The 20,996-nt window shown below is 46.1% G+C and carries 22 protein-coding genes; 7 read left to right on the top strand and 15 right to left on the bottom strand.

The window, feature by feature from the left end:
• Positions 1–155: 155 nt before the first annotated feature.
• The 4 genes from WC647_05050 to WC647_05035 form a co-directional block, all read right to left on the bottom strand.
• A complete protein-coding gene (locus WC647_05050) occupies positions 156–806 on the bottom strand; it encodes a hypothetical protein (protein MFA6221661.1) in 651 nt (216 codons plus the stop codon).
• A gap of 150 nt (positions 807–956) precedes the next feature.
• Positions 957–1,982, bottom strand: coding sequence for a phosphotransferase (locus WC647_05045; protein ID MFA6221660.1), 1,026 nt, complete (start codon positions 1,980–1,982; stop codon positions 957–959).
• A complete protein-coding gene (locus WC647_05040) occupies positions 1,975–2,943 on the bottom strand; it encodes an NDP-sugar synthase (GenBank protein ID MFA6221659.1) in 969 nt (322 codons plus the stop codon). Before WC647_05040 ends, WC647_05045 begins: the two co-directional genes overlap by 8 nt.
• Positions 2,940–4,043 (bottom strand): D-alanine--D-alanine ligase family protein, encoded by a 1,104-nt coding sequence (locus WC647_05035; protein ID MFA6221658.1) that lies wholly within the window; start codon positions 4,041–4,043, stop codon positions 2,940–2,942. The genes WC647_05040 and WC647_05035 overlap by 4 nt, the downstream gene beginning before the upstream one ends.
• A 239-nt stretch (positions 4,044–4,282) precedes the next feature.
• Here WC647_05035 and WC647_05030 point away from each other — a divergent pair, with 239 nt between their 5' ends.
• Together WC647_05030 and fdhD are read left to right on the top strand one after the other, a co-directional pair.
• Positions 4,283–4,672 (top strand): LysR family transcriptional regulator, encoded by a 390-nt coding sequence (locus tag WC647_05030; protein MFA6221657.1) that lies wholly within the window; start codon positions 4,283–4,285, stop codon positions 4,670–4,672.
• Positions 4,653–5,519 (top strand): formate dehydrogenase accessory sulfurtransferase FdhD, encoded by an 867-nt coding sequence (gene fdhD / locus WC647_05025; protein MFA6221656.1) that lies wholly within the window; start codon positions 4,653–4,655, stop codon positions 5,517–5,519. The genes WC647_05030 and fdhD overlap by 20 nt, the downstream gene beginning before the upstream one ends.
• A 118-nt stretch (positions 5,520–5,637) precedes the next feature.
• On the opposite strand, the gene fdhF is transcribed toward fdhD, so the two are convergent.
• The 11 genes from fdhF to WC647_04970 form a co-directional block, all read right to left on the bottom strand.
• Positions 5,638–7,713, bottom strand: a complete 2,076-nt coding sequence (gene fdhF / locus WC647_05020; GenBank protein ID MFA6221655.1) for a formate dehydrogenase subunit alpha — start codon at positions 7,711–7,713, stop codon at positions 5,638–5,640.
• A gap of 464 nt (positions 7,714–8,177) precedes the next feature.
• Positions 8,178–8,645, bottom strand: coding sequence for a hypothetical protein (locus tag WC647_05015; protein ID MFA6221654.1), 468 nt, complete (start codon positions 8,643–8,645; stop codon positions 8,178–8,180).
• 1 nt (position 8,646) lies between these two features.
• Positions 8,647–9,900, bottom strand: a complete 1,254-nt coding sequence (glyA, locus tag WC647_05010) for a serine hydroxymethyltransferase (GenBank protein MFA6221653.1) — start codon at positions 9,898–9,900, stop codon at positions 8,647–8,649.
• 139 nt (positions 9,901–10,039) lie between these two features.
• Complete coding sequence (rpiB, locus tag WC647_05005) at positions 10,040–10,480, bottom strand: ribose 5-phosphate isomerase B (GenBank protein ID MFA6221652.1); 441 nt, start codon at positions 10,478–10,480, stop codon at positions 10,040–10,042.
• A gap of 1 nt (position 10,481) precedes the next feature.
• Positions 10,482–11,723 (bottom strand): beta-ketoacyl-ACP synthase II, encoded by a 1,242-nt coding sequence (fabF, locus tag WC647_05000; protein MFA6221651.1) that lies wholly within the window; start codon positions 11,721–11,723, stop codon positions 10,482–10,484.
• Between the two features lie 36 nt (positions 11,724–11,759).
• Positions 11,760–12,005: an acyl carrier protein gene (acpP, locus tag WC647_04995; GenBank protein ID MFA6221650.1), complete on the bottom strand. Its 246-nt coding sequence runs from the start codon at positions 12,003–12,005 to the stop codon at positions 11,760–11,762.
• Positions 12,006–12,107: 102 nt separating this feature from the next.
• Complete coding sequence (gene fabG, locus WC647_04990) at positions 12,108–12,872, bottom strand: 3-oxoacyl-[acyl-carrier-protein] reductase (GenBank protein ID MFA6221649.1); 765 nt, start codon at positions 12,870–12,872, stop codon at positions 12,108–12,110.
• Entirely contained in the window at positions 12,869–13,834 is a 966-nt protein-coding gene (gene fabD / locus WC647_04985; GenBank protein MFA6221648.1) for an ACP S-malonyltransferase, read from the bottom strand. Before fabD ends, fabG begins: the two co-directional genes overlap by 4 nt.
• A gap of 18 nt (positions 13,835–13,852) precedes the next feature.
• Positions 13,853–14,029, bottom strand: coding sequence for a 50S ribosomal protein L32 (rpmF, locus tag WC647_04980; protein MFA6221647.1), 177 nt, complete (start codon positions 14,027–14,029; stop codon positions 13,853–13,855).
• Between the two features lie 17 nt (positions 14,030–14,046).
• Positions 14,047–14,592 (bottom strand): YceD family protein, encoded by a 546-nt coding sequence (locus WC647_04975; protein ID MFA6221646.1) that lies wholly within the window; start codon positions 14,590–14,592, stop codon positions 14,047–14,049.
• Between the two features lie 151 nt (positions 14,593–14,743).
• A complete protein-coding gene (locus WC647_04970; protein MFA6221645.1) occupies positions 14,744–15,835 on the bottom strand; it encodes an alpha/beta hydrolase in 1,092 nt (363 codons plus the stop codon).
• Between the two features lie 186 nt (positions 15,836–16,021).
• On the opposite strand from WC647_04970, the gene WC647_04965 reads away from it, so the two are divergent.
• From WC647_04965 to dxs, 5 genes are all read left to right on the top strand, one after another.
• Complete coding sequence (locus tag WC647_04965) at positions 16,022–17,092, top strand: OmpA family protein (protein MFA6221644.1); 1,071 nt, start codon at positions 16,022–16,024, stop codon at positions 17,090–17,092.
• A gap of 94 nt (positions 17,093–17,186) precedes the next feature.
• Positions 17,187–17,777: a hypothetical protein gene (locus WC647_04960; protein MFA6221643.1), complete on the top strand. Its 591-nt coding sequence runs from the start codon at positions 17,187–17,189 to the stop codon at positions 17,775–17,777.
• A 56-nt stretch (positions 17,778–17,833) separates the two neighbouring features.
• A complete protein-coding gene (gene xseB, locus WC647_04955) occupies positions 17,834–18,076 on the top strand; it encodes an exodeoxyribonuclease VII small subunit (protein MFA6221642.1) in 243 nt (80 codons plus the stop codon).
• A 4-nt stretch (positions 18,077–18,080) separates the two neighbouring features.
• The gene (locus WC647_04950; protein ID MFA6221641.1) at positions 18,081–18,977 is read left to right on the top strand and encodes a polyprenyl synthetase family protein; all 897 of its coding nucleotides are present in this window, start codon (positions 18,081–18,083) and stop codon (positions 18,975–18,977) included.
• 17 nt (positions 18,978–18,994) lie between these two features.
• A complete protein-coding gene (dxs, locus tag WC647_04945; protein ID MFA6221640.1) occupies positions 18,995–20,953 on the top strand; it encodes a 1-deoxy-D-xylulose-5-phosphate synthase in 1,959 nt (652 codons plus the stop codon).
• The last annotated feature ends 43 nt before the right edge of the window (positions 20,954–20,996 follow it).

Genomic DNA, 20,996 nt, shown 5'->3' with positions numbered 1-20,996 from the left:
ACCCGCCACATTCGGTTCTGAATGTTATTTGGAAGAACTGAGAAAAAAAATTGGGGGATTAATTCGAGGTTGAATCTGCCCCCAATTAGCAGAGGGTATGATAACGGATACGATTTGGGGACCTCTTAACTAGAGGGCTGCTGATTTGCAAATGGTCACGTGCTCCCGGGGGCTGTTGATATGGGTTCCGATGACGAATCGGCAGTAGGTTGAGCGCTGGGGGCAACTGTAACCGTGATGGGCGAATAAGTCGTGGGCGTAGCGCTTTCTTGAGTAGTGGCGTTTGTTGACACGGTCGTAGAGTCCACGAAGCCCGTTGATAGAGAACTTCCCAAAATAGCAGAAACCGATGGCGTGGCCAACGAAGTCGGATAAGACTCTCCCGAAACTTCCTGTCGGATTTTGTCCATCCGCCCTATGAGATCATTTGTCTTGCTGATTTGCTCCTCAATGGCGCTGAATGCCGTAGTCGATAATGTAGAAAGATCATTATTCATACGCGCCACGGATTGTTCAGCCTGAGCTTTCTGTTCTTCAAGTTGCTCTCTAAGGCGCTGCAGAAGTTCCATCTGCACGGCGAGGTCTTCCTGAGATTTTCTTATTTGTTCCCCAATCCGCAGCCTGGCAAGAGATATTTGACCATCAGTTGAATCCCGAGTCACTTTTATGCGCTCAATCTGGGTGTCGATAGCTGTTTTCAAGCTGTCGATGCGAGTCAACACATCGGCAGTTGTCTGGGAGTGGGCCAGTGAAGCGCCCATCCACAGCGCCAGTAAAACGGCGAACGCTTGGTAATGTATTTTCATAAGCATTCTTCCGATCATAAACATTTATTTGCAACAACCAGTAATAATATACCATTAATTACAATTTGTTACAATAATAAACTAATGTTTAGTATTATATATACGCAGGTGTCTGGATTCGGCTTCAAGTCTAATGGCGAAGAGGACCTATTAGTCGTTCAGTCTTGAGGCATACGCGGGGGCAATTATATAGTCTTCCAGCACGGATAGATAATTTTTGAATTCAGGATAGTTGACTAGGGTTCTTGATATGTGGGCAGCAGTCCTGGGAATTGCCGACAAATACCTCGAGGTCTTTTTTGCGTAGGTCTGATATCCGAAAGTCCCCAATGCTTTGATATTCCTCTGCAGAGACATCATGTCAAACACCCTAACGAAATGTTCTGTTTCACGTGTTTCTAGGAAATCAGCGCCTTGCAAGTATTGGGCAACTAGTTCCTGCGTCAGATCATCAGGCAGAGACACGTAAGAATCTCTAAGTAAAGACGCAAGATCATATTGCGCAGGCCCCATTCTTGCGTCTTGAAAATCGATCATGTAAAAACGATCATTTTTGAGAATCAGGTTTCTCGAATGATAATCTCTGTGGGTGAAAACCCGTGGTTCACTTGCCAGTTCGGTACAGATGTTCTCGAAGAACTGAAACAATTGGCGTCTCGCATTGCCTTGAAGAGTTTTCCCGGCCCATCCTCTGACGAAATGTTCCGAGAAAAATTCCATTTCCTGCATCAACTTCGCGGCATCAAAGGCCAGATCGAATGCCGTACAACGGGAGTCACTGATGGATGTCTGCCTGTGAAGGTTCAGAAGAGTTTCCAGAGCAAGGGTATAGACGTGTCGAATCTGCGGAAGATTTGCGTTTGAAACTACATTTTCCAGTAAATTATCTCCCAGGTCCTCAAGTATAACGATTCCCATCAATTGGTCACGCAGGTAGACTTTTGGAACCGGTAACCCAAGATCTTCAAGATATGTTTGAATTTCAAGAAAGTTCAATTCATTCTTAGATTGAGCGGTGGGTGAAACCATTGCAATTGCAGTGTCTGTGTTCAAAAAAGTTATCCTGAAGTAGGAGCGGGACGAAGCGTCGCCGACGAGCTTACTTACAAACGAGACTTCTCTCAATCTCAACGCTATTTTTCTGACTCTTTCAAGTGTGTTTGAGTCATCAGTCAATGAATGATTCTCCATGAGCAGTCGTCATTATCCTGTCGTGATAATTTCCATGAATCGAGACACCTTTGCCAAGAATGCAGCGCCTGATAGTTGACCCCGAACCCACGTGACAGTTGTCCCACAATATGGAATCTTCAATGTGGCAATGATCTCCGATGGAACATCCGCTTCCGACAGAGACATATGGCCCTAACCTCACACCGTCGCCCAGTATTGCGTCGTTGGCTACAAATATCTGAGGATCCCAGTGATAACGTCTAAAAAGCTTTTTTTGGGTACAAAGATAACGTGACGGCGTTCCGAGATCATTCCAATATCCGGTGACGGGGAATCCCATTATTTTTTGATCCAATGCTATTGCATTCTCATACGCCTCAGAAATTATGTCAGAGAATCCATTGGGCTTCATCAGACTGAAAATGTCTTTTGACAATACAGTGACGCCTGTGAATACATATGAATCTTCGCTGTCATCCTTTGTTGGCCGGGATCTGGGGAATGATCGAATCCTGCAGTCGGAATCAATTCTTATAGGGGTGTATTGATACGGCTGCCTCTGGGGGTACAAGGCCAGAGTAGCCATTGCTCGGTTCTTAATATGGAAATCAATAATAGGCTCTATGCTGAAATCAAAGAAAATGTCTCCATTTACCATGAGGAAATTCTCGTCGTCAAAAAAAGATTCATTCGACTTGAGACCACCACCTGTCCCAAGAATTTGGGTCTCGTAAGAATATGAAATTTCGGGGAGACCGAATTGGAATGATTCAAGCGCCTGTTTAATGGTGTGAGGAAGAAAGTGGAGATTGAGCCTGCTGTGTGTGATCCCTGAAGACGCAAGTTTTTGCAACGTTTGAGCAATCAGGGGCTTTCCGAGCACAGGAATTGCGGGTTTAGCCGTTTCTAGCGTTAGAGGTCTAAGGCGAGTTCCATAACCCGCTGTCAGGACCATTGCCTTCATGTTGATTTACGATCAGTGAGTATAGCGTTTCTCTGTCCATGCCGCTCGATGGCTAGATCTATCAGACTATCTATCAATCGGTCATAAGGCAGTCCTGAGACTTCCCAAAGTTTAGGATACATACTGATCGAAGTAAATCCAGGCAATGTGTTTATCTCGTTAACTATTAAGGTGTCATGTGGAGTTAGAAACATATCTATCCGAGCCAAACCACTTCCATCAACTGCTCGATAGGCCCTCAAAGCAGCGTCTTGGGCCGCTACGATCTGAGGCTCAGTCAGTTTTGCCGGTATCACCAGCTCCGCAGTGGCATTCAAATATTTTTCATCATAATTGTAAAATATGTTATGAGACACAATTTCGCCGGGCACGGAAGCTGAGGGAGTTTCATTGCCCAATACGCTGACTTCCAATTCTCGACCAATCACGCAATCTTCCACCAGAATTTTTCTATCATAGTTGGAAGCCAATTCTACAGCTTCTCTTAGCCCCGAGAAATCTGGCACTCTTGATATACCAACTGAGGAACCAAGATTGGCAGGTTTTACGAATAGAGGCATTGGACGATCCTTCAATTCCTCCAGAATGGGTTCAGGTGATCGTAACCAGTCAGACCTGTAGAACCAAGAAAATGGTCCAACGTTAAGTCCACTATCCCTGAAAACAGACTTCATCACAATCTTATCCATGCCCACAGACGACGCCAGCGTTCCACATCCTACGTATGGAATGTCCGCCAGATCAAGCAGGCCCTGTAAAGTTCCATCCTCACCGAAAGTGCCATGCAATACTGGGAAAATAACGTCAACAGGAAACGGCTCAAAACAGTTTTGGCTAAATAATCTAAGAAAGCCTTTGTGCTCGGGATCAGGCGAGAGGATCAATCTCTGTTCATCCTGCAAACATTCTGGTGGCGAAAAAGAGCTAATCTCTTCATTCCTTGCGTACCACGCGCCCCCCTTGGTTATGAATATTGGTATGGGCGCATACTTGCTCCTGTCCATGGCAGAGAAAACGGAAGCCCCTGATCTTAAAGAAACATCGTGTTCCGCGGATTTTCCCCCGTACAGTATGCCTATCCTAAGTTTGGAGTTAATCATCGGCCCTCCCGTCGGTTGGCTCTTAACAATCCGCCAATAGCACAAACTGTGGTATATAGGAACCTTTTTCAAGATCGTAATTGGATCTGTGAACAGATTACTCTAACCAGAGACAAGAAAATTCAACTGTTGAGGTTGGTTGCAACCTGAGCCTGATTATGCGAATAATTTATCATTGATTATGATAGTCCGGTTGTATCTGCAAGACCAATAACCCAGGAATGATTCGAGAGGCCAAAATGTCTCTTCGGGTAAGATCGAAAATCTGGATTGAAAACGACGATGGAAAACTCGTCATTGGAACCGGTCGTCTAAAAATACTCGAAGCAATTTTAGAAGTGGGTTCCATGAACAAAGCGGCTCAAAAGCTCAAACAACCGTTCCGCGCAGTTTGGGGTAAAATACGGGCGACTGAGGAGCGTTGTGGATTTAAGCTGGTTACAGCCACCAAAGAAGGAACCAGGCTTACACGTGAAGGTTTGGATCTTTTGTGGGCTTATATCAGGCTCAGGAACAGATGCGAGAAATTTACAGACACGCAGTTTCGAGAGCTTTTTGAGGATTTCCAAACACTCGCCGAAAAAGTGGCAGCGAGGGAGGAAAAAAACAGTGTTGACGAATCAGACTAAAGATACTCAGTTAATCGACCCGGCGTATCAAGAAGACTCGGGAAAATCGGAGTTGACTCAAGACTTTCCTATTACTCGGTTCGTAAACGGAGTCGCTAGCGCCCGTTCGATATCTTTAGCCAAGGAAACCCCTTACACCTTGTTTGTAAATGACGAAGAAATACTTTCGATTTCCACTTTACCGATCCAACTGGAGGAACTGTTCACGGGTTTTCTCGTCTCTGAGGGCGTATTATTGGATCCCGTGGAGATACTAAGCACCATGGTTGACCGAGCCGCCAGAATCGTTTCAATAGAATTAGACGTCCCGGAAGATCGTCTGGAGAGAATCAAGAAAAAGGGGATGCTCACATCAGGTTGCGCAGGAGGGATCGTGTTTTCGGTAGAAACTAGTGTGCAACTCAAATCTGAAGTTTTACATAGGATAGCAATCCCCGCGGAAACCATATCGAAGAGAATGAAAGAAGTAGACTTATTTCAGGGAGTTTACAGTATTTCTCGAGGCACCCACGCTTCGGCGGTAGCCTCATTGAGCGAAAACATAATAATACTTGAGGATATAGGACGGCACAATGCTATCGACAAAATAGTGGGGTACTGCTTCTTAAATCAAATTAAGCCGCATGACAAGATGTTGTTGACAACAGGAAGGATTACTTCGGAAGCTGTGTCCAAGGCGTCCCGATTTAGATTCCCTATCATTGTTTCTCGATCGAGCGCGAGTTCAACAGCGGTTAACATGGCCAGTCGCGCTCGTCTGGATGTGGTCACATACGCCAGAGCAGGTCGGTTCAATTTATTCGACCATGGCGCTACTCAGATAGTTCCTAGTTCGGAAAACCAATAAATTTTTTCTAAAAATGCTTTTGTGGCTTTAGTCAGGAATTTGTTGCAATTGTATTAACGGCCCAGAGCGGGACGTGACAAGCAGATCCAATCCGGGCCGTAATTGTAGTGATAGGATTTCAGCCGTTTGCAGCGGCTTTCATTTCACCTTCTGATGACACGGCCAGCTTTTCAACTCTAACAGCGCATACCTTGTACTCAGGAATTTTGCATATAGGATCGAGAGCCGCATTGGTAAGTACATTCGCGTTGGCTTCCATGAAATGAAAACTCATGAATATGGTTCCGGGTTCTACTACGTCCGTCACCAAAGCTTTTGTTACAACCTCTCCGCGGCGGGAGACGATTTTACAATCCCTGCCATTTGTCAATCCGATATCCTTTGCGTCGTATGGATGAATCTCAATGTGACCCTCGGGCATCTCGTTGTCCAGTGTAGGAGAATTTCGTGTCATGGTTCCAGTATGGTAGTGTGGAAAGAACCTCCCTGTTGTTAGTAACAAAGGATATTCTTCGTCGGCCAGTTCTTCAGGCGGTCGGTATTCTAGAGCGTGAAAGAGTCCCTTTCCTCTGGTAAACCTTTCTTTGTGAAGGATGGGGGAGCCTGGATGCTCTTTGGTCGGGCAAGGCCAAGGGATGCCCCCACTTTCCAGACGTTCGTAGCTCAAGCCCGCATAGCTGGGGGTGACCTGGCAGATTTCCTCGAAGATTTTTTCAGGGGACTCATAGCTCATGGGGAGTCCAAAACTGGTCGAAATATCACAGATAATGCGCCAATCAGCCCTAGCTTCACCAGGAGGCTCGATGGCTTTGCGTATGCGAAGCACGTTCCGCTCGGTGTTGGAAAATGTCCCATCCTTTTCTGCAAACGCCGATCCGGGGAAAACAACATCCGCGATCTTGGCGGTGTCGGTCAAAAAGATGTCAATAACGCACAGAAATTCCGCTTCCTCTAAAGCGTGTTTGACATGTCGAACATCCGGGTCGCTACCTAGAGGGTTTTCTCCAAGAATCATCATTCCTTTTACAGATCCGTCTTCAAGACCATGCATCATTTCCATGATCGTGAATCCGACCTTGGATGACATCTGGGAGCCCCAGAATTCCTCAAATTTCTTTCGGTTATTCTCATCAGTCACAACCTGGTATGCGGGATAAACATTGGGAAGCCCTCCCATGTCGCAGGCGCCTTGAACGTTGTTTTGTCCACGTAGAGGGTTCACCCCGCAGGAAGCTTTGCCAATCTTGCCCGTCAACATTGACAGGTTGGCCAATGACTTAACATTGTCAACTCCATGGGAGTGCTGCGTGATCCCCATAGCGTACAATATTGTGGATTTTTCTGATGACGCGAACATTACCGCTATGTTTTCAATTAGATCGGCCGAAATTCCAGTGATTTCCGCCGCTCTCTCGACAGGATAATTCTTTAGGGTTTCTTCGAGTTTTTCAAACCCTTCAGTGCGCTCATCAACAAAAGCCTTGTCATGGAGATTCTTGGATATAATCACATTCATCATGCCGTTCAACAAAGCTACATCCGACCCCAACTTTTGTCGAACATGGACATCGGCTATTCCAGTGAGGTGAATCTTTCTTGGGTCCGCAACAATGACTTTAGCCCCTTTCGCCTTTGCCCTGTAAATTCTGGTGGCGATTAAGGGGTGAGCCACCGATGTATTTGACCCTATGATAAAGATACAGTCAGCGTCCTCTATTTCGGGGATCGAGTTGGTCATGGCTCCACTTCCGAAAGCGGCGGCAAGACCTGCCACCGTGGAAGAGTGTCAAAGGCGTGCGCAATGATCTATATTATTGGTTCCAAATCCTACTCGACAGAACTTCTGGAAGAGGTAATTTTCCTCATTGCTGCATTTTGCCGAGGTGAGAAAGGCCATGCTGTCTCCACCGTATTTGGACTTGATTTCCTGGAGCCGGGACGCCGTAAAGTTAAGCGCCTCATCCCAAGAAACTTCTTGCAAGACCCCTTCTTTTTTCAATAAAGGTTGGGTAAGCCTTTTGGGGCTCTGTACAAACTCATGGACATTCCAACCCTTTATGCATAGCTTTCCCTGATTCATTGGGTTTGTCTTGGAAGGCACTGTACCGGTAATCTTACCGTCCACAGTTTCCAGCAGCATCTCGCATCCACATCCGCAATAAGGGCAGGTTGTTCTTACATATTTAAGATCCATCACGCCGTCACCTCACAGGAGTTCACGCTGTCCACCTCCGACCAGCATAAAATAATGCCGCGGTGGAAGAAAATTAAGTGTGACAATCAAAACAAACGAGACAAATAATTTCGATTAAGTTCTATGGACATACTAAAACCGAAGTAGAGATCAATGTATCACTCGCTCTGTTTCTAATCAAGACACAATCAACGGCTAAAGGTTGGGGATTCGACAAAGAATAGGCAAAAAAAATTGCCGAGCTTAACGGTGGCTCGGCTTTAGGAGGTAACGAAGCGTTGAGGTTTTTAGTCATAAAGCTTCGCTTTAACTTATAGAGGTATTATATCAATAATTAACGTTATTGTCAATTCTGCGCTCTAAATTACTTATGTTACCCACTGAGTTCCAACTAGATATAGTAGAGCGAGTCTGAAGAAAACATCAAGTCATTAGCCTATAGATTGAAAGAGCTGCTGTAATAATTACTTAAGTTTATGTGAACCTGATGAGCCGGTTTTCACAGTGGAACGCGATCCAATGAGCCACCCCAATATTATAACGTTCATAGCCAAACTGCCGATTTCAAGAAACTGTGTAAGACCAGAATCGAGATAGCCTTCGTCCGCCATACGCAAAACGTGAAAACTAAGAATAGGAGTATCTATAATGAGATAAACTATTCCTGCCGCTAGAGAAATCGCCTTCTCGTTCCAAAAAGCCACCCCAAGGACAAATGCCGGAATCATGGCTATTGCAAAGTAAAAAATCTCGAAAGAGGCGGCGGTTGAATAGGGGGTTGGATCTAGGCCAAGCATGTAAAGATAGCATAAATAAAGAAAACTCTTGAGATAAAACCAAAGTCCTGCGAACCAAAAAACAAACGGGAAGCTATCTTCAAAACGTCTTTCAGGAAATAATTCAACATGTCTCAAATTGTTTATGCCTGTCATTTTACATCCCATTTTCCGTTTCAGTGTAAAGAGGGAACTTGCTACACATTTCTTTAACACTGTTCTTAATGCGTCCTATCACAATGTCATTTGATCGATTGTCCAGGGCTTCCGATATCCAAGACGCTATCAAGCGCATTTCTTCCGTTCCCATGGCTCGCGTAGTAACCGCTGGTGTTCCAATTCTTATCCCGGACGCCTTTCCCGGAGGCAGTGGATCAAATGGAATGGTATTCTTGTTAACTGTAATACCGGCTAATTCAAGAATTTCCTGAGCTTGAGCCCCATTAACATTTTTTTCGGTGAGATCTACCAGGACCAGATGATTGTCTGTGCCGCCGGATACTATGGAGAAACCGAGATTCATCAATTCTTCCGCGAGTGTCTGAGCATTACGTATAACTTGCGCCTGGTAGTCTCTGAATGTTTGTGTGGCGGCTTCTTTCAAAGCTACGGCCTTGCCGGCGATGACATGCATAAGAGGGCCTCCTTGCATACCGGGAAATATGCAGGAGTCTAGAACAGAGGCCCATTTTTTTCGGCACATCACGATGCCGCCTCTAGGCCCACGAAGGGTTTTGTGGGTGGTAGTAGTCACAAAGTCGGCGTACGGAGCGGGGGAAGGATGGAGACCAGCGACTACAAGGCCGGCGATATGAGCGATGTCAGCCATCAAAATAGCGTCCACTTCCTTGCATATCTCCCCGAATATAGAATAATCAATGATCCTGGGATAGGCGCTTGCGCCGGCAATAATCATTCTTGGTCTAAATCTTATTGCGAGATCCCGGACCATGTCATAATCTATCCGATGATCTTCACGTCGAACGGCATAGGGAATAACATGGTAAATTTTACCGGAAAAATTCTTGGGGTGCCCCATAGATAAATGGCCACCGTGAGCCAAGTCCATACCGAGATAATTGTCTCCCGGGCCCATGACTGAAAAGTAGACGGACATATTTGCCTGGGTTCCGGAGTGGGGTTGCACATTTGCATGTTCCATCCCAAAAATTTGTTTGGCTCGATCCCTAGCCAGTTCCTCGATTAAATCAACGTTGACACAGCCTCCATAGTATCTACGACCAGGATAGCCTTCAGCGTATTTGTTTGTTAGAATGCTGCCTTGGGCTTCCATGACCGCTTTTGATGTGAAGTTTTCAGACGCTATCAATTCAAGTCGATATTCTTGCCGCAGCCTTTCCTGCTGAATGATGTCATATACTTCTGGATCAGTGCTTTGAAGTGAACTCATTTCGTTCCTTTATGGAAGCCTTGACTTGATGAGAGTCAGGGTGCTCTAGTTATCAGACATGTCTTTTGAAATTGTAACGTGCAAGGAATTTGGATGTCTCATGTCGGTTTAAGTCTTACGGTCCTGTAAACAAGGAGTTTCATGTGCAGATTGACTCAATCATGTCTACTCTTCCTTGATGCCGCCCACCTTCAAATTCGGTGGCGAGCCAAACTTCCAAAATTGATAAAGCAAGGTCTTGTCCCAGTACACGGGCCCCAAGGCACAACACATTTGAGTCATTGTGGGCTCTGCTCATCCTAGCATGATATTCATTTGCGCACAGCGCAGCCCTTACACCTTTGAATCTGTTGGCCGCCATGGACATTCCCAACCCTGTGCCACATATCAGGACACCTTTTTTTTCGACGTTTTGCTGGATTTTTTCGCACAAATCACGCGCAAATATAGGGTAATCACAAGAAGCCTCGGAAAAACAACCAACATCCACGGCTTCAAAACCCAACGCTGCGAGGCGTTTCTTGACAAGTTCCTTGAAGGCAAATCCAGCATGATCAGAGCCGACTAAAATATTTGCCATTCTACTGTGTTCTCCTCAGGAGAAGCGAGACGTTTTGCCCCCCGAACGCGAAGCTATTGGACAAGCCGAATTCCACAATCCGGTCCACACTCTTATTTGGCGTATAGTTAAGATCACACTCGGGATCAGGATCCTCAAGATTTATTGTTGGAGGAATCACACCCGTTTGCAGGGTCAAAGCGGTAAAAATAGCCTCAATAGCCCCTGCGGCTCCTAATGCGTGACCAGTCATGGATTTTGTCGAACTTATTGAAATGTCATAAGCCGAATCTCCGAATAGGCGTTTAATAGCCACGGTTTCAGTCTTATCGTTGAGTTCCGTGGATGTTCCATGAGCATTTATATACTGGACCTGCTCAGGCGATATCCCGGCGTCTTCAAGAGCGAGACGCATGGCTTCATAGGCACCTGCGCCTTCTGGATCCGGCATTACAATATGGTAGGCGTCAGAAGTGGCTCCGTAGCCAGCTATTTCTCCAAGAATCAACGCGCCTCTGCTTTGAGCATGATCGAAAGATTCCAGAATCATCATCCCTGCGCCCTCGGCCAGCACAAACCCATCTCGACCAGCGTCGAAAGGTCGGGAAGCCTTTTCCGGATCACTGTTTCTAGTAGAGAGAGCCCTTAATGCATTAAAGGCTGAAATAGCAAACTCACCCACAACCGCTTCAGTACCACCAGAGACAGCGACATCGGAAACTCCTAATGCCACAAGTCGATACGCCTCCCCAATAGCGGAAGCGCTTGAAGCGCACGCGTTGACCACTCCAAAATTGGGCCCCTTAAATCCGAATCTCATTGCAACCAAGCCAGGCAGCAAATTCACAACCGCCATAGGAATCATCAAGGGGGGCATTCTCTTCGGGCCCTTTTCTCTTAATACCTCTTGCCCCAACTGAATCGTGCTCAGTCCCCCAATTCCAGAACCTGTTATGACTGCATAACGGTAGGGATCCTCAGGTGGAGTCGTCAGACCAGCTTGCGCAACGGCCTGACACGCAGCTACAAGACCGATTTGCTGGTGCCTGTCCAGGCGTCGTAGTTCCTTGGCTGAAACTCGCGCCTCCGGATCGAAGTCGGATCGAACTTCACCGGCGATTTTTGTGATAAGTCTATGAGGGTCAAACGAAGTTATAGCCGTAATGCCAGAATGACCGTTTGTAAGTTCCTTCCAATTTTGGTCCACACCTGATCCAAGACAGGTGACCAATCCCATTCCAGTAATTGCAACCCTACGCCGCAAGCGTTCCTCCCGATCTTTCAAGAATGGAAGTAAAATCTAGGACTTCGTCTGGCTGGCTTTGATAAAATCGGCCACATCCTGAACAGTTCTAATCTTCTCGACTTCCTCATCGCTAATTTCCATTCCAAATTCGTCCTCAAGTAGGGCGATCATATCATAGATGTCCAAAGACTCCGCTCCTAAGTCTTCAACGATCTTTGAATCCAACCTTATGTTTTCCTTGTTTACGTCTACTAAAACTTCAGCGACGAGTTCCACGATTTTTTTCTCAATATCGTCCATACTGGATCTCCTTGAAATGTTGTCACTATGAACTAGAGCGAAAAATAGTTCCTAATGAAGGTCGGAACAAAAGTTTCGCGATTCATATCTTCATCTGCCTATTTACATATATAGGCCACCGTTAACTCTCAACACTTGACCGGTAATATAGTCAGCCATATTTGAACACAGAAAAGCGACTGCCAAACCAACCTCACGTGGCTGACCGAGCCTTCCCAACGGCACATGACGTAGAATCGTCTGGAGTTGATCCTGGTTCAATTGTTCTGAAATTCCGCTACATATCATTCCTGGGGCCACACAGTTCACAAGTATGTTTCGTGGAGCGAGTTCCCGAGCAAGCGCTTTAGTCAATCCTATTATTCCGGCTTTTGAGGCTGAATAGTTTACTTGCCCGGCGTTCCCAAGTTCTCCTGCGGTTGAGGAAATATTTACTATTCTTCCGTAGCGTTTTCGGATCATGGTCTTCGCTAAGGCCCTACACATGTTGAATGTCCCCGTGAGGTTGGTATCCAGAACATCTCGCCAGTCCGCGTCCTTCATGCGCCCGAGAAGACCATCCCTGGCTATGCCCGCGTTGTTGACGAGGATTTCAATGGACAACCTTTCACTGAGAGCCTTGATGATGTTCGAATCTACAGCCTCACTATCGGAAACATCGAATTTGTGGAGGCTACCCTGGCCACCTATTTCAGAAATTAATTCTAAAGTTCTTTTTGCAGAATCGTCGTCAGATCTGTAGTTAATTATTACGAAAGCGCCACAGAGAGCAAGTTGAACCGCTATTTCTCTTCCAATTCCCTTTGCCGCCCCTGTTACCAACGCCGTTTTGCCGTTAAGGTCGAGCAGGGTCGAGACTTGATTCATGAGATCGCTCCGACAAGATCGCCAATAGCCTGGACATCCTGAACGGCAATAACCGACACCGACCGGTCTATTCTCTTTATCAGGCCTGAAAGGACCTTTCCTGGACCGATTTCTACAAAGAGGCCCATTCCCATTCCTATCATCTTTCTTATACAGGATTCCCAAAGAACGGGGGACACTAACTGTTTCAACAAGAGAGATCTCATTTCGCCGGGACTTGTGGGATAAGGTTGAGCGTTATAGTTGGCTATAACGGGAATTCTCGAGGATATGAAACTAACACCTTCCAAACTTTTCTCCAGTGTTTGGGTCGCGGGTCCCATAAGTTTAGTGTGAAACGCGGACGAAACAGGTAAGCGGACAACGCGTGAACGCTTCTCTCTATTTAAGGCTTCAACAGCTCGATCAACTGCGTCAATTGACCCAGAGATTACACATTGGTCTGGAGAATTGTAATTGGCAATAGCCAGAACGGATTCCTGTCTGACAGATGATAGTATTTCACTTATCCTATCGTGTGGAACACCGATTATAGCTGCCATTCCGCAAGATCCAGGGGCCTGGGCGTTATTCATAGCCTCGGATCTAATCTTTACCAATTTTAGACCATCCTCGAAACTCAACACCCCTGCCGCGCACAATGCGCTGTATTCACCTAGAGAATGACCGACGGCTCCGGCAGGTTTGAGTCCGATTTTTCGCTGAATCAAACGCCATATCAGCATGGAATGGACAAATATGGCGGGTTGGGTATACACGGTCTGATTTAGGTCATCGCCGATTTTACCCTCCATTATTTGGCTCAATGGATAACCGAGGATCCCATCCGCAAACTCCAAGGTCTCGCGGGACTCAGGGTCTTGGGCCACCACATCTGAGCACATTCCGGGGAATTGCGACCCTTGTCCAGGAAACATTACGGCAATAGAAGAGTTACCCGGGGATGACAAATCGGTCGCCATTCTTTGAGTCACAGTTCGCTAGTCAACATTGAGGACTGTCCGGTTCTTATAATAACCACAGCTTGGGCACACCCTATGAGGAACCACAGGCTGGGAGCATTCCGGACATTTCGAAAGATTTACCGGAGTCAACTTGTCGTGAGTTCTTCTCTTATCACGTCTTGTACGGGAAACCCGTTTTTTGGGGACTGGCATTTTTGATCCTTTTCAAATCAATTATTCAATCTTGGCTTCAATGTAATGAGCTTTTCCCACCTTGAGTCAATCTCAGTTCCGTTGGAGCATTCGCATCCGTCGGCCCCCAAGACTGCGCCGCATTTTGGGCAAAGCCCAGGACAATCGTCTTTACACAATGGTTTCATAGGAATGTCCAGAAAAATTTCCTGGACAATCAATTCACCAATATCGATTTCATCGTTTTCAATCAAAATTTCATTATATTCTAATTTGGATTCCTGTTCATAATCATCGGCCTGATCTGAAGAGCTGGTTGCAACAAGATCAACATTCACAGAAATTGTCTGTTCATAAGGGCAAAGGCACCTGGAACATTTACACATCATTTTAGCTTCGACATCCCCGTGTATTAAGAATTTGTCGAAGTCTCTCTTGATTTCCACCCGGCCGGTGATCCGTGGATTGACGCTCACATCGGGAGGCAATGTGACAGACGCCAAAGCCTCAGTCAAAACATCGTTTGATCCGTCGAACTCTATTTCCAGACCATTCCTGGGTATGTCTTCAATATGAATTTTCATTCTGTCATCACGGGCGGAAAGACTCATTGTCAAGTACAAACTGAAAAAATATAGACATTTGACTACATAAGTCAAGCTAAAAAGCGAACATGAAAATATTCATAGCCATTTTTTATCAATCTCGCAGTCAACGATATTCTGTTTATAGTAATCACGAATCCCATCTTTTCAACCAATTCTCAATTATTGGAAACACCTCCTCATGCGCTCTTACGCCCAGCAGCAGATCTACGTGTCCGTAGTCACTTTTACAACCGCTTTCCTTACCCATCAGAGCGCTCTCTCTCACGCATGAGGCGCTAGATGTTGCGCAAACGGAAAGAGCCGAGGCTCTGGGAGCTACGCGATCCTTTGTTCCACACATGGCAAGCAGCGGAGTTGCCGACGATTCAAGACCTTTTAGGTAAGGCCGTCCTTCTGGGTCCTCGAATTTGCCTTCTTCAAGGAAACGTGCCATGTCCTGCCATAATCCGCTCGATGAGATCAGTTCAGTTCCAATAGCGACAATTTTTTTCATTACACCAGCGTCAATATTTTCCAGGCAAAAAAACGCTGATGGGAACTTGGGGAAAAATTTGTAAAAAAGGAAAACGCACTTAGTCAAAGGAATCATTGGATTGAAAGGAAATATTTTTAACGCCGGTTTTGCCCCCATAATTCTCTTGAAAGGATAGTCGCCCATCGCGCTAAAATCGGCCGGAGAACCAATCGCTATGGCAGAGGTAAGTTGAGATCCCTGGTTTCTGGCTAGATAGGCTTCAATAAGCATCCCTCCCATACTGTGACCGACCCAATGCACTGACTTCGATCCCGTTTCTTTGATGACATGGTTAATGATTGCGCTGACGTCATAATTCAGATGATCATCGAAATTCCATTTTAAGGGGCTGTCAGTAAGGAGTATTCCCGGTCGACCACTGTAACCCGATCCTCGGAGTTCAGGCACCCAGACGTCTCTATTCCTTGTTTTCAGGAATTCAGCAAGCGAGGGACTATTTTTCAAATCAAATATGAATCGGTTTCCCGCGAGACCATGGCAGAGAATGACTGGTTGTCCCTCAGTCTTTGTTCCAGTGAAGTAACGATGGACGGCTATTCGGTGTCCATCTTGTGTCCAGATGAAATCAGTCCGATCCTGGTTTGTCGGACCCGTTTCGAAGTACTCCCAGAATCTGGCCAGACAATAAATCAGAGTCGAAAGAAAAATTATAAACACTATCAAATCTAGAAAGATGATAATCATAAGACGCTCGATAGAGATGATTCGATAAATATCCCATATCCCGGATATTTCGGCAAAGTGGAAATTGGACTGGAGTCTAGGTATTGGGGCATAATTCTTGACAATAGTCGCATGCTCTGATTAATTGCAAGCAAATCAGAATATGGTCGCCATCATGTGGCCATTGACGCTATTAGGAGCGAAATAATGCGTTCTATGCGGCGTTTTCTCGGTAGATTTATTCTAATACTCACTGTCATTGTATCATCAACCTGGCTTTTTAATGATGGGTCTTTCGGTGATGATTGTCGCAAGACACCTAATATACTCGTTTTGTTTGACGCCTCCGGATTTATGAAGGAAAAGGACCACTATCAGACCCTCTTAAAACAGATGGACTATTTCTCCAAAGCCATCCCATTAACGGCTGATGGCTTTTTCAATATAGGTCTTAGGCATTATGGGTTAAAGGTTGGCATGGGATGCGCCAGCACGGAAAGTATTCTTTCAATACAGCCGTGGGACCCGGAGAGATTTATCAATTCCTTCCCCAAGTCCGTGTCCTATGGTACCAGTTCTCTGGCAGCCGGACTTAGGGCTGCTGGAGACGAAATCGCCTCAGCTAACGGTAAAAGCATTATTGTTGTAGTTGGTGGAGGAATAGAATCATGCAAAGCTGATCCTATTCGAATCGCCGAACAAATTTGTCAGAATAATCCCGATGTTGAAATACACACGTTCCAAATCGGAAACGCCCAGGATGGGGCCTATTTCATGAAGGGAATCGCTCAGAAGGGTCGGGGGCAATATTATAAAACGGACCAATTCAATTCACCGGCAGGTTGGCACGCCTGGATGTTAAAATACTGGGTGAAACCGTGTGGAACGACTGGAGCCTCTCCCAGTTCCGGGGCTGCTCCCGCGTCATTTGCTCCCATATTGTTTGATTTTAACAACTTCTCTGTGGCATCCAAAGACCCGGGAATTAACGCAGCGAACAGAGCCTCTCTGGATTCTTTAGCTCTGGCGTTGAGACAGAACCCAAATTCCAGGGTTACTCTCAAAGGGTATTCCGACGGTCGTGGCAAACCGGAACAAAATCTGGCTGTGTCCCGTAAGCGCGCTCAAGCGGTAAGCCAATTCCTCTCAACTGTTTACGGGATTCCCAAATCGAGAATGTCTGTTCAGGGAATGGGAGCGTCAGTGCAAGGACTAGGGGCTCCTCATCAGCAGGATGATCGTATGGGGCGACGGGTAGAAATTGAACTTAGCCGGTGATTTTGAGCAACTTGGCTAAGTGGAAATTCTTTGGGGGCCTAATTGTTGAGATGCTGTCGTCTTTAGCCTTTGAACATTTGCTGGAATTTTCCCATTGATAAAAAGAACGTTTATACTATTACTAGAAAAAATTCTGGTAGGTTGCTTGTCTAAGCTTGCGCTGTACGCACTTTTTTTTGTAATAATTAATTTTTTATTGCTTGGTGATTGCCTTTGCCAGATTAGTCCGGCCAAGGAATCTCAGGTTCTCAAATTACTTAGTGTAGGACGATCCCTGGCGCAAAGAACTTACTATCTTGAGGCGCTAGATCTTCTTGATGAGGCTAGAGATTCACTTGATGTTTCCGGTTCCAATCGGCCGGAATTGTATGCCGACATCCTGTACGAGGCCGCTCAGGCCAAGATTAAGGCTAGATTGTACCAGGATTTTCCTGCTTACTATGTTAAGACAGCCTTGGAGGACGTTCAGGCTTCAAATAGAATAAGAGAGAGATCTGACAAAACGGCTCCGCAGAAACTCGCAGATGGTTATTACCTCGAAGGTTTTATTCACAAGAAGTTTTTCATGAGGCGGAAACAGGCCGAGATAAATTTTTTGAAGGCGCTCAAAATTGATCCCGGCTCGGTAGCCGCCAAGCGTGAATTGAGCGAATTGATAGCGAGTGACGATAAAGAGACAAAATGAAAAGCAGACGCGCTGCTTTCAAACGAACGGGAACATAACCAGCGCATGAGGAACATATGTCATTTGAGACAGAAGAATCTAACGAGACGGATAATTTTGATATTGGCCTGGAAAAACTCAAGACAATAGTCGAAGAACTGGAGAGTGGGGGATCCGGTCTACAGCAAAGTCTAAAACTGTTTGAGGAGGGTGTTGGGGTTTCACGCCGTTTGTTTGAAATATTGAGCCGTTCGGAAGGAAGGGTTGAAGAGCTTCTAGCTGACCTCGATCGTGTTCCGTTTGATCGAAGCGAGAGTTAGCCCATTGAACCAAGCTTTTCAGAAATACCTTTTGGAAAACCGTGAATTGGTGGACATAGCTCTGGACCACCATTTACCTAGCGCCCATACCGAACCTTATGTATTGCATGAAGCAATGCGTTACAGTGTCTTCGCTGGAGGGAAACGTATCAGGCCGATTCTGGCTATAGCGTCCGCCGAGATCCTTGGGGAAAACAAATCTAATATCATGCCATTTGCGGTGGCTTTGGAATGTGTCCATACTTACTCATTAATTCACGACGATCTGCCGTCTATGGACAACGACGACATGAGGAGGGGCAAACCTACTTCCCATAAGGTTTTCGGTGAATCTACAGCGATATTAGCTGGGGATGCGCTGCTGACACTCGCATTTGAAATACTAAGTTCCGCGGAGCTGGTCAGGATATTTCCATGCCACAGGATTATAGCGGTTATCAGGGATTTAGGTAACGCATGTGGCTGCGGTGGTTTGATAGCCGGACAGGTTATGGACATGTCATGCGAGGGCAAAATGGTTGATGAGGATTCGGTCCGGAAAATTATGCTGAACAAAACGGCCGCTCTGATAATGGTTTCATTGACTGGTGGAGCTAAACTGGCTGGAGCCACCGACGATGAATCAGCTATTTTTTCAGCATTCGGGGAAAAACTGGGATTGGCCTTTCAGATCAGGGATGATTTGCTTGATCTGGAGGGAGATGCTGAGAAACTGGGAAAAGCTGTAAAAAAGGATAGGAATCGCGGTAAAGCTACCTATCCTTCTTTGTACGGGTCGGAACTAGCGAGAGATCTTATTAAGAGCCTCCTCGATGAGGCCGGAGAATTAATTGGTAAGCTTGGAGCGAAAGCTTTGACCTTGCGCCAGCTCACAGAATATATGGGTCGGCGAGTTAGCTGATTCGAGTCGGACAGCAGATGGAAGATAAAGAAAACATTTCATTTGAAAAATCGATTTTAGGCCGTATCCAATCTCCTGAAGATATTAAGGCTTTGCCGTTTGAATGCCTCAAGACACTTAGCGAGGAAATACGAAATGTAATAATCCAAACGGTGTCTGAGAAAGGCGGCCATTTGGCTTCCAGCCTTGGAGTGGTAGAGCTTACCGTAGCTCTTTTAAGGGTTTTTTCCCCGCCGCTGGACCGGATCGTTTTCGATGTGGGCCACCAATCTTACGCTTACAAGATTCTCACCGGCCGTCGTGACAGGTTTAATACACTAAGATCAAAAGGTGGAATAGCAGGTTTTCCGAAGAGGAGGGAAAGTCCTTACGACTTCTTTGATACCGGCCATGCGGGCAACGCTATTAGTGTCGCTGCGGGACTTGCCCAGGCTAGGTGTTTGAGCGGAAATATCCACAAAGTTATAGCGCTGGTAGGAGACGGGTCCCTAAACTGCGGGGTGTCTTATGAAGGATTGAATCAGGCGGGCGCAGCGGAAAAAGATCTCATAATAATTCTTAATGACAATGAAATGTCTATATCGCCAAACGTGGGGGCCATGGCGGCGTATTTGAACCGGATAATGACCGGCCAACTTGTTACTCGATTCAGAGATGAAATCAAAAGTATTCTTAAAAATCTTCCTGGAGTAATGGGACGCTCAATTTATGGTTTGGCCCGGCAATTTGAGGATGCTCTAAAGGGGTTTATTACTCCTGGCAGATTGTTCGAGGATCTCGGGTTCAAATATGTTGGACCGATCGATGGCCATCACGTGCGCTATCTTGTCGAGACTCTCACCAATGTAAAGCGGTTCCATGAACCTGTACTAGTCCATGTCCTCACATGCAAGGGCAAAGGCTATAGCAAAGCTGAAGAAGACCCTAGTAAATTTCACGGTGTTGGACCATTCGATGTTCTCTCAGGTATGGTTTTGTCTTCAGAAGAAGGTCCGCCGAGCTTTACGACAGTGTTTGGTAGTACCATGGTCAAGCTGGCTGAGCAGGATTCAAAAATTATAGCCATTACGGCGGCAATGGAATACGGGACTGGTCTTGCGGATTTTGGTCGGATTTTTCCCAAGCGGTTCTTTGATGTTGGTATAGCGGAGCAGCATGGGATAGTATTTTCGGCAGGCTTGGCCCTGGATGGATACAAACCTGTGGTCGCCATATACTCCACCTTTTTGCAACGGGGGTATGACCACATTATTCACGACGTATGCATGCAGAATCTTCCGGTCGTTTTCGCATTGGACAGGGCTGGAATTGTGGGAGAAGACGGGCCTACACACCATGGGGTTTTTGATATAGCATTCATGCGAAATATTCCGAATCTTGTGGTTATGGCCCCGGCCAATGAAGATGAACTCGCCGACATGCTATATACCGGCATACAAATTAACTGCCCCTGCGCCATCCGCTACCCTCGGTCCAAAGGACTCGGAGCGCGTTTGAAAGATTTTCCGGAAACCATTCCCGTAGGTAGAGGATTACTGGTGAAGGACGGACCGGATTTGGTTATAATTGCTCTGGGTTCGATGCTATCTCCGGCAATTCAAGCTGCTGAATTACTTGAATCCTCCGGAATCTCGGCTGCTGTAGTAAATCCGAGATTTGTCAAGCCGTTGGATAGAGAGTTGATTAGCAGTATGGCCAAGGCTACAAAGCATGTCATTACAGTGGAAGAGGGCGTTCTCTCCGGGGGATTCGGAAGCTCTGTGCTTGAGTTGTTGTCAGATGAAGGTCTGTCAGATGTCAAAATCACTAGAATTGGAATTCCAGACGAGTTTGTGGAGCATGGATCGAGAGACGAGCTACTGGCGGACTACGGTCTTACCTCGCAAGGAATAGCAAACACCGCTTACGCTTTTCACAAGCGAATGACTATGAATCTGGTCCCTGGAAGGGACTCTTTGGGAGTTAGTCCGCATTGAGGTAGTTTGATGCAGCTCTACAAAAAGTTTTTCTGACTTCCAG

Source organism: Desulfomonilaceae bacterium (assembly GCA_041662605.1).
GTDB lineage: Bacteria > Desulfobacterota > Desulfomonilia > Desulfomonilales > Desulfomonilaceae > CAJBEZ01.
This window is presented reverse-complemented; position numbering and strand designations above follow the sequence as displayed.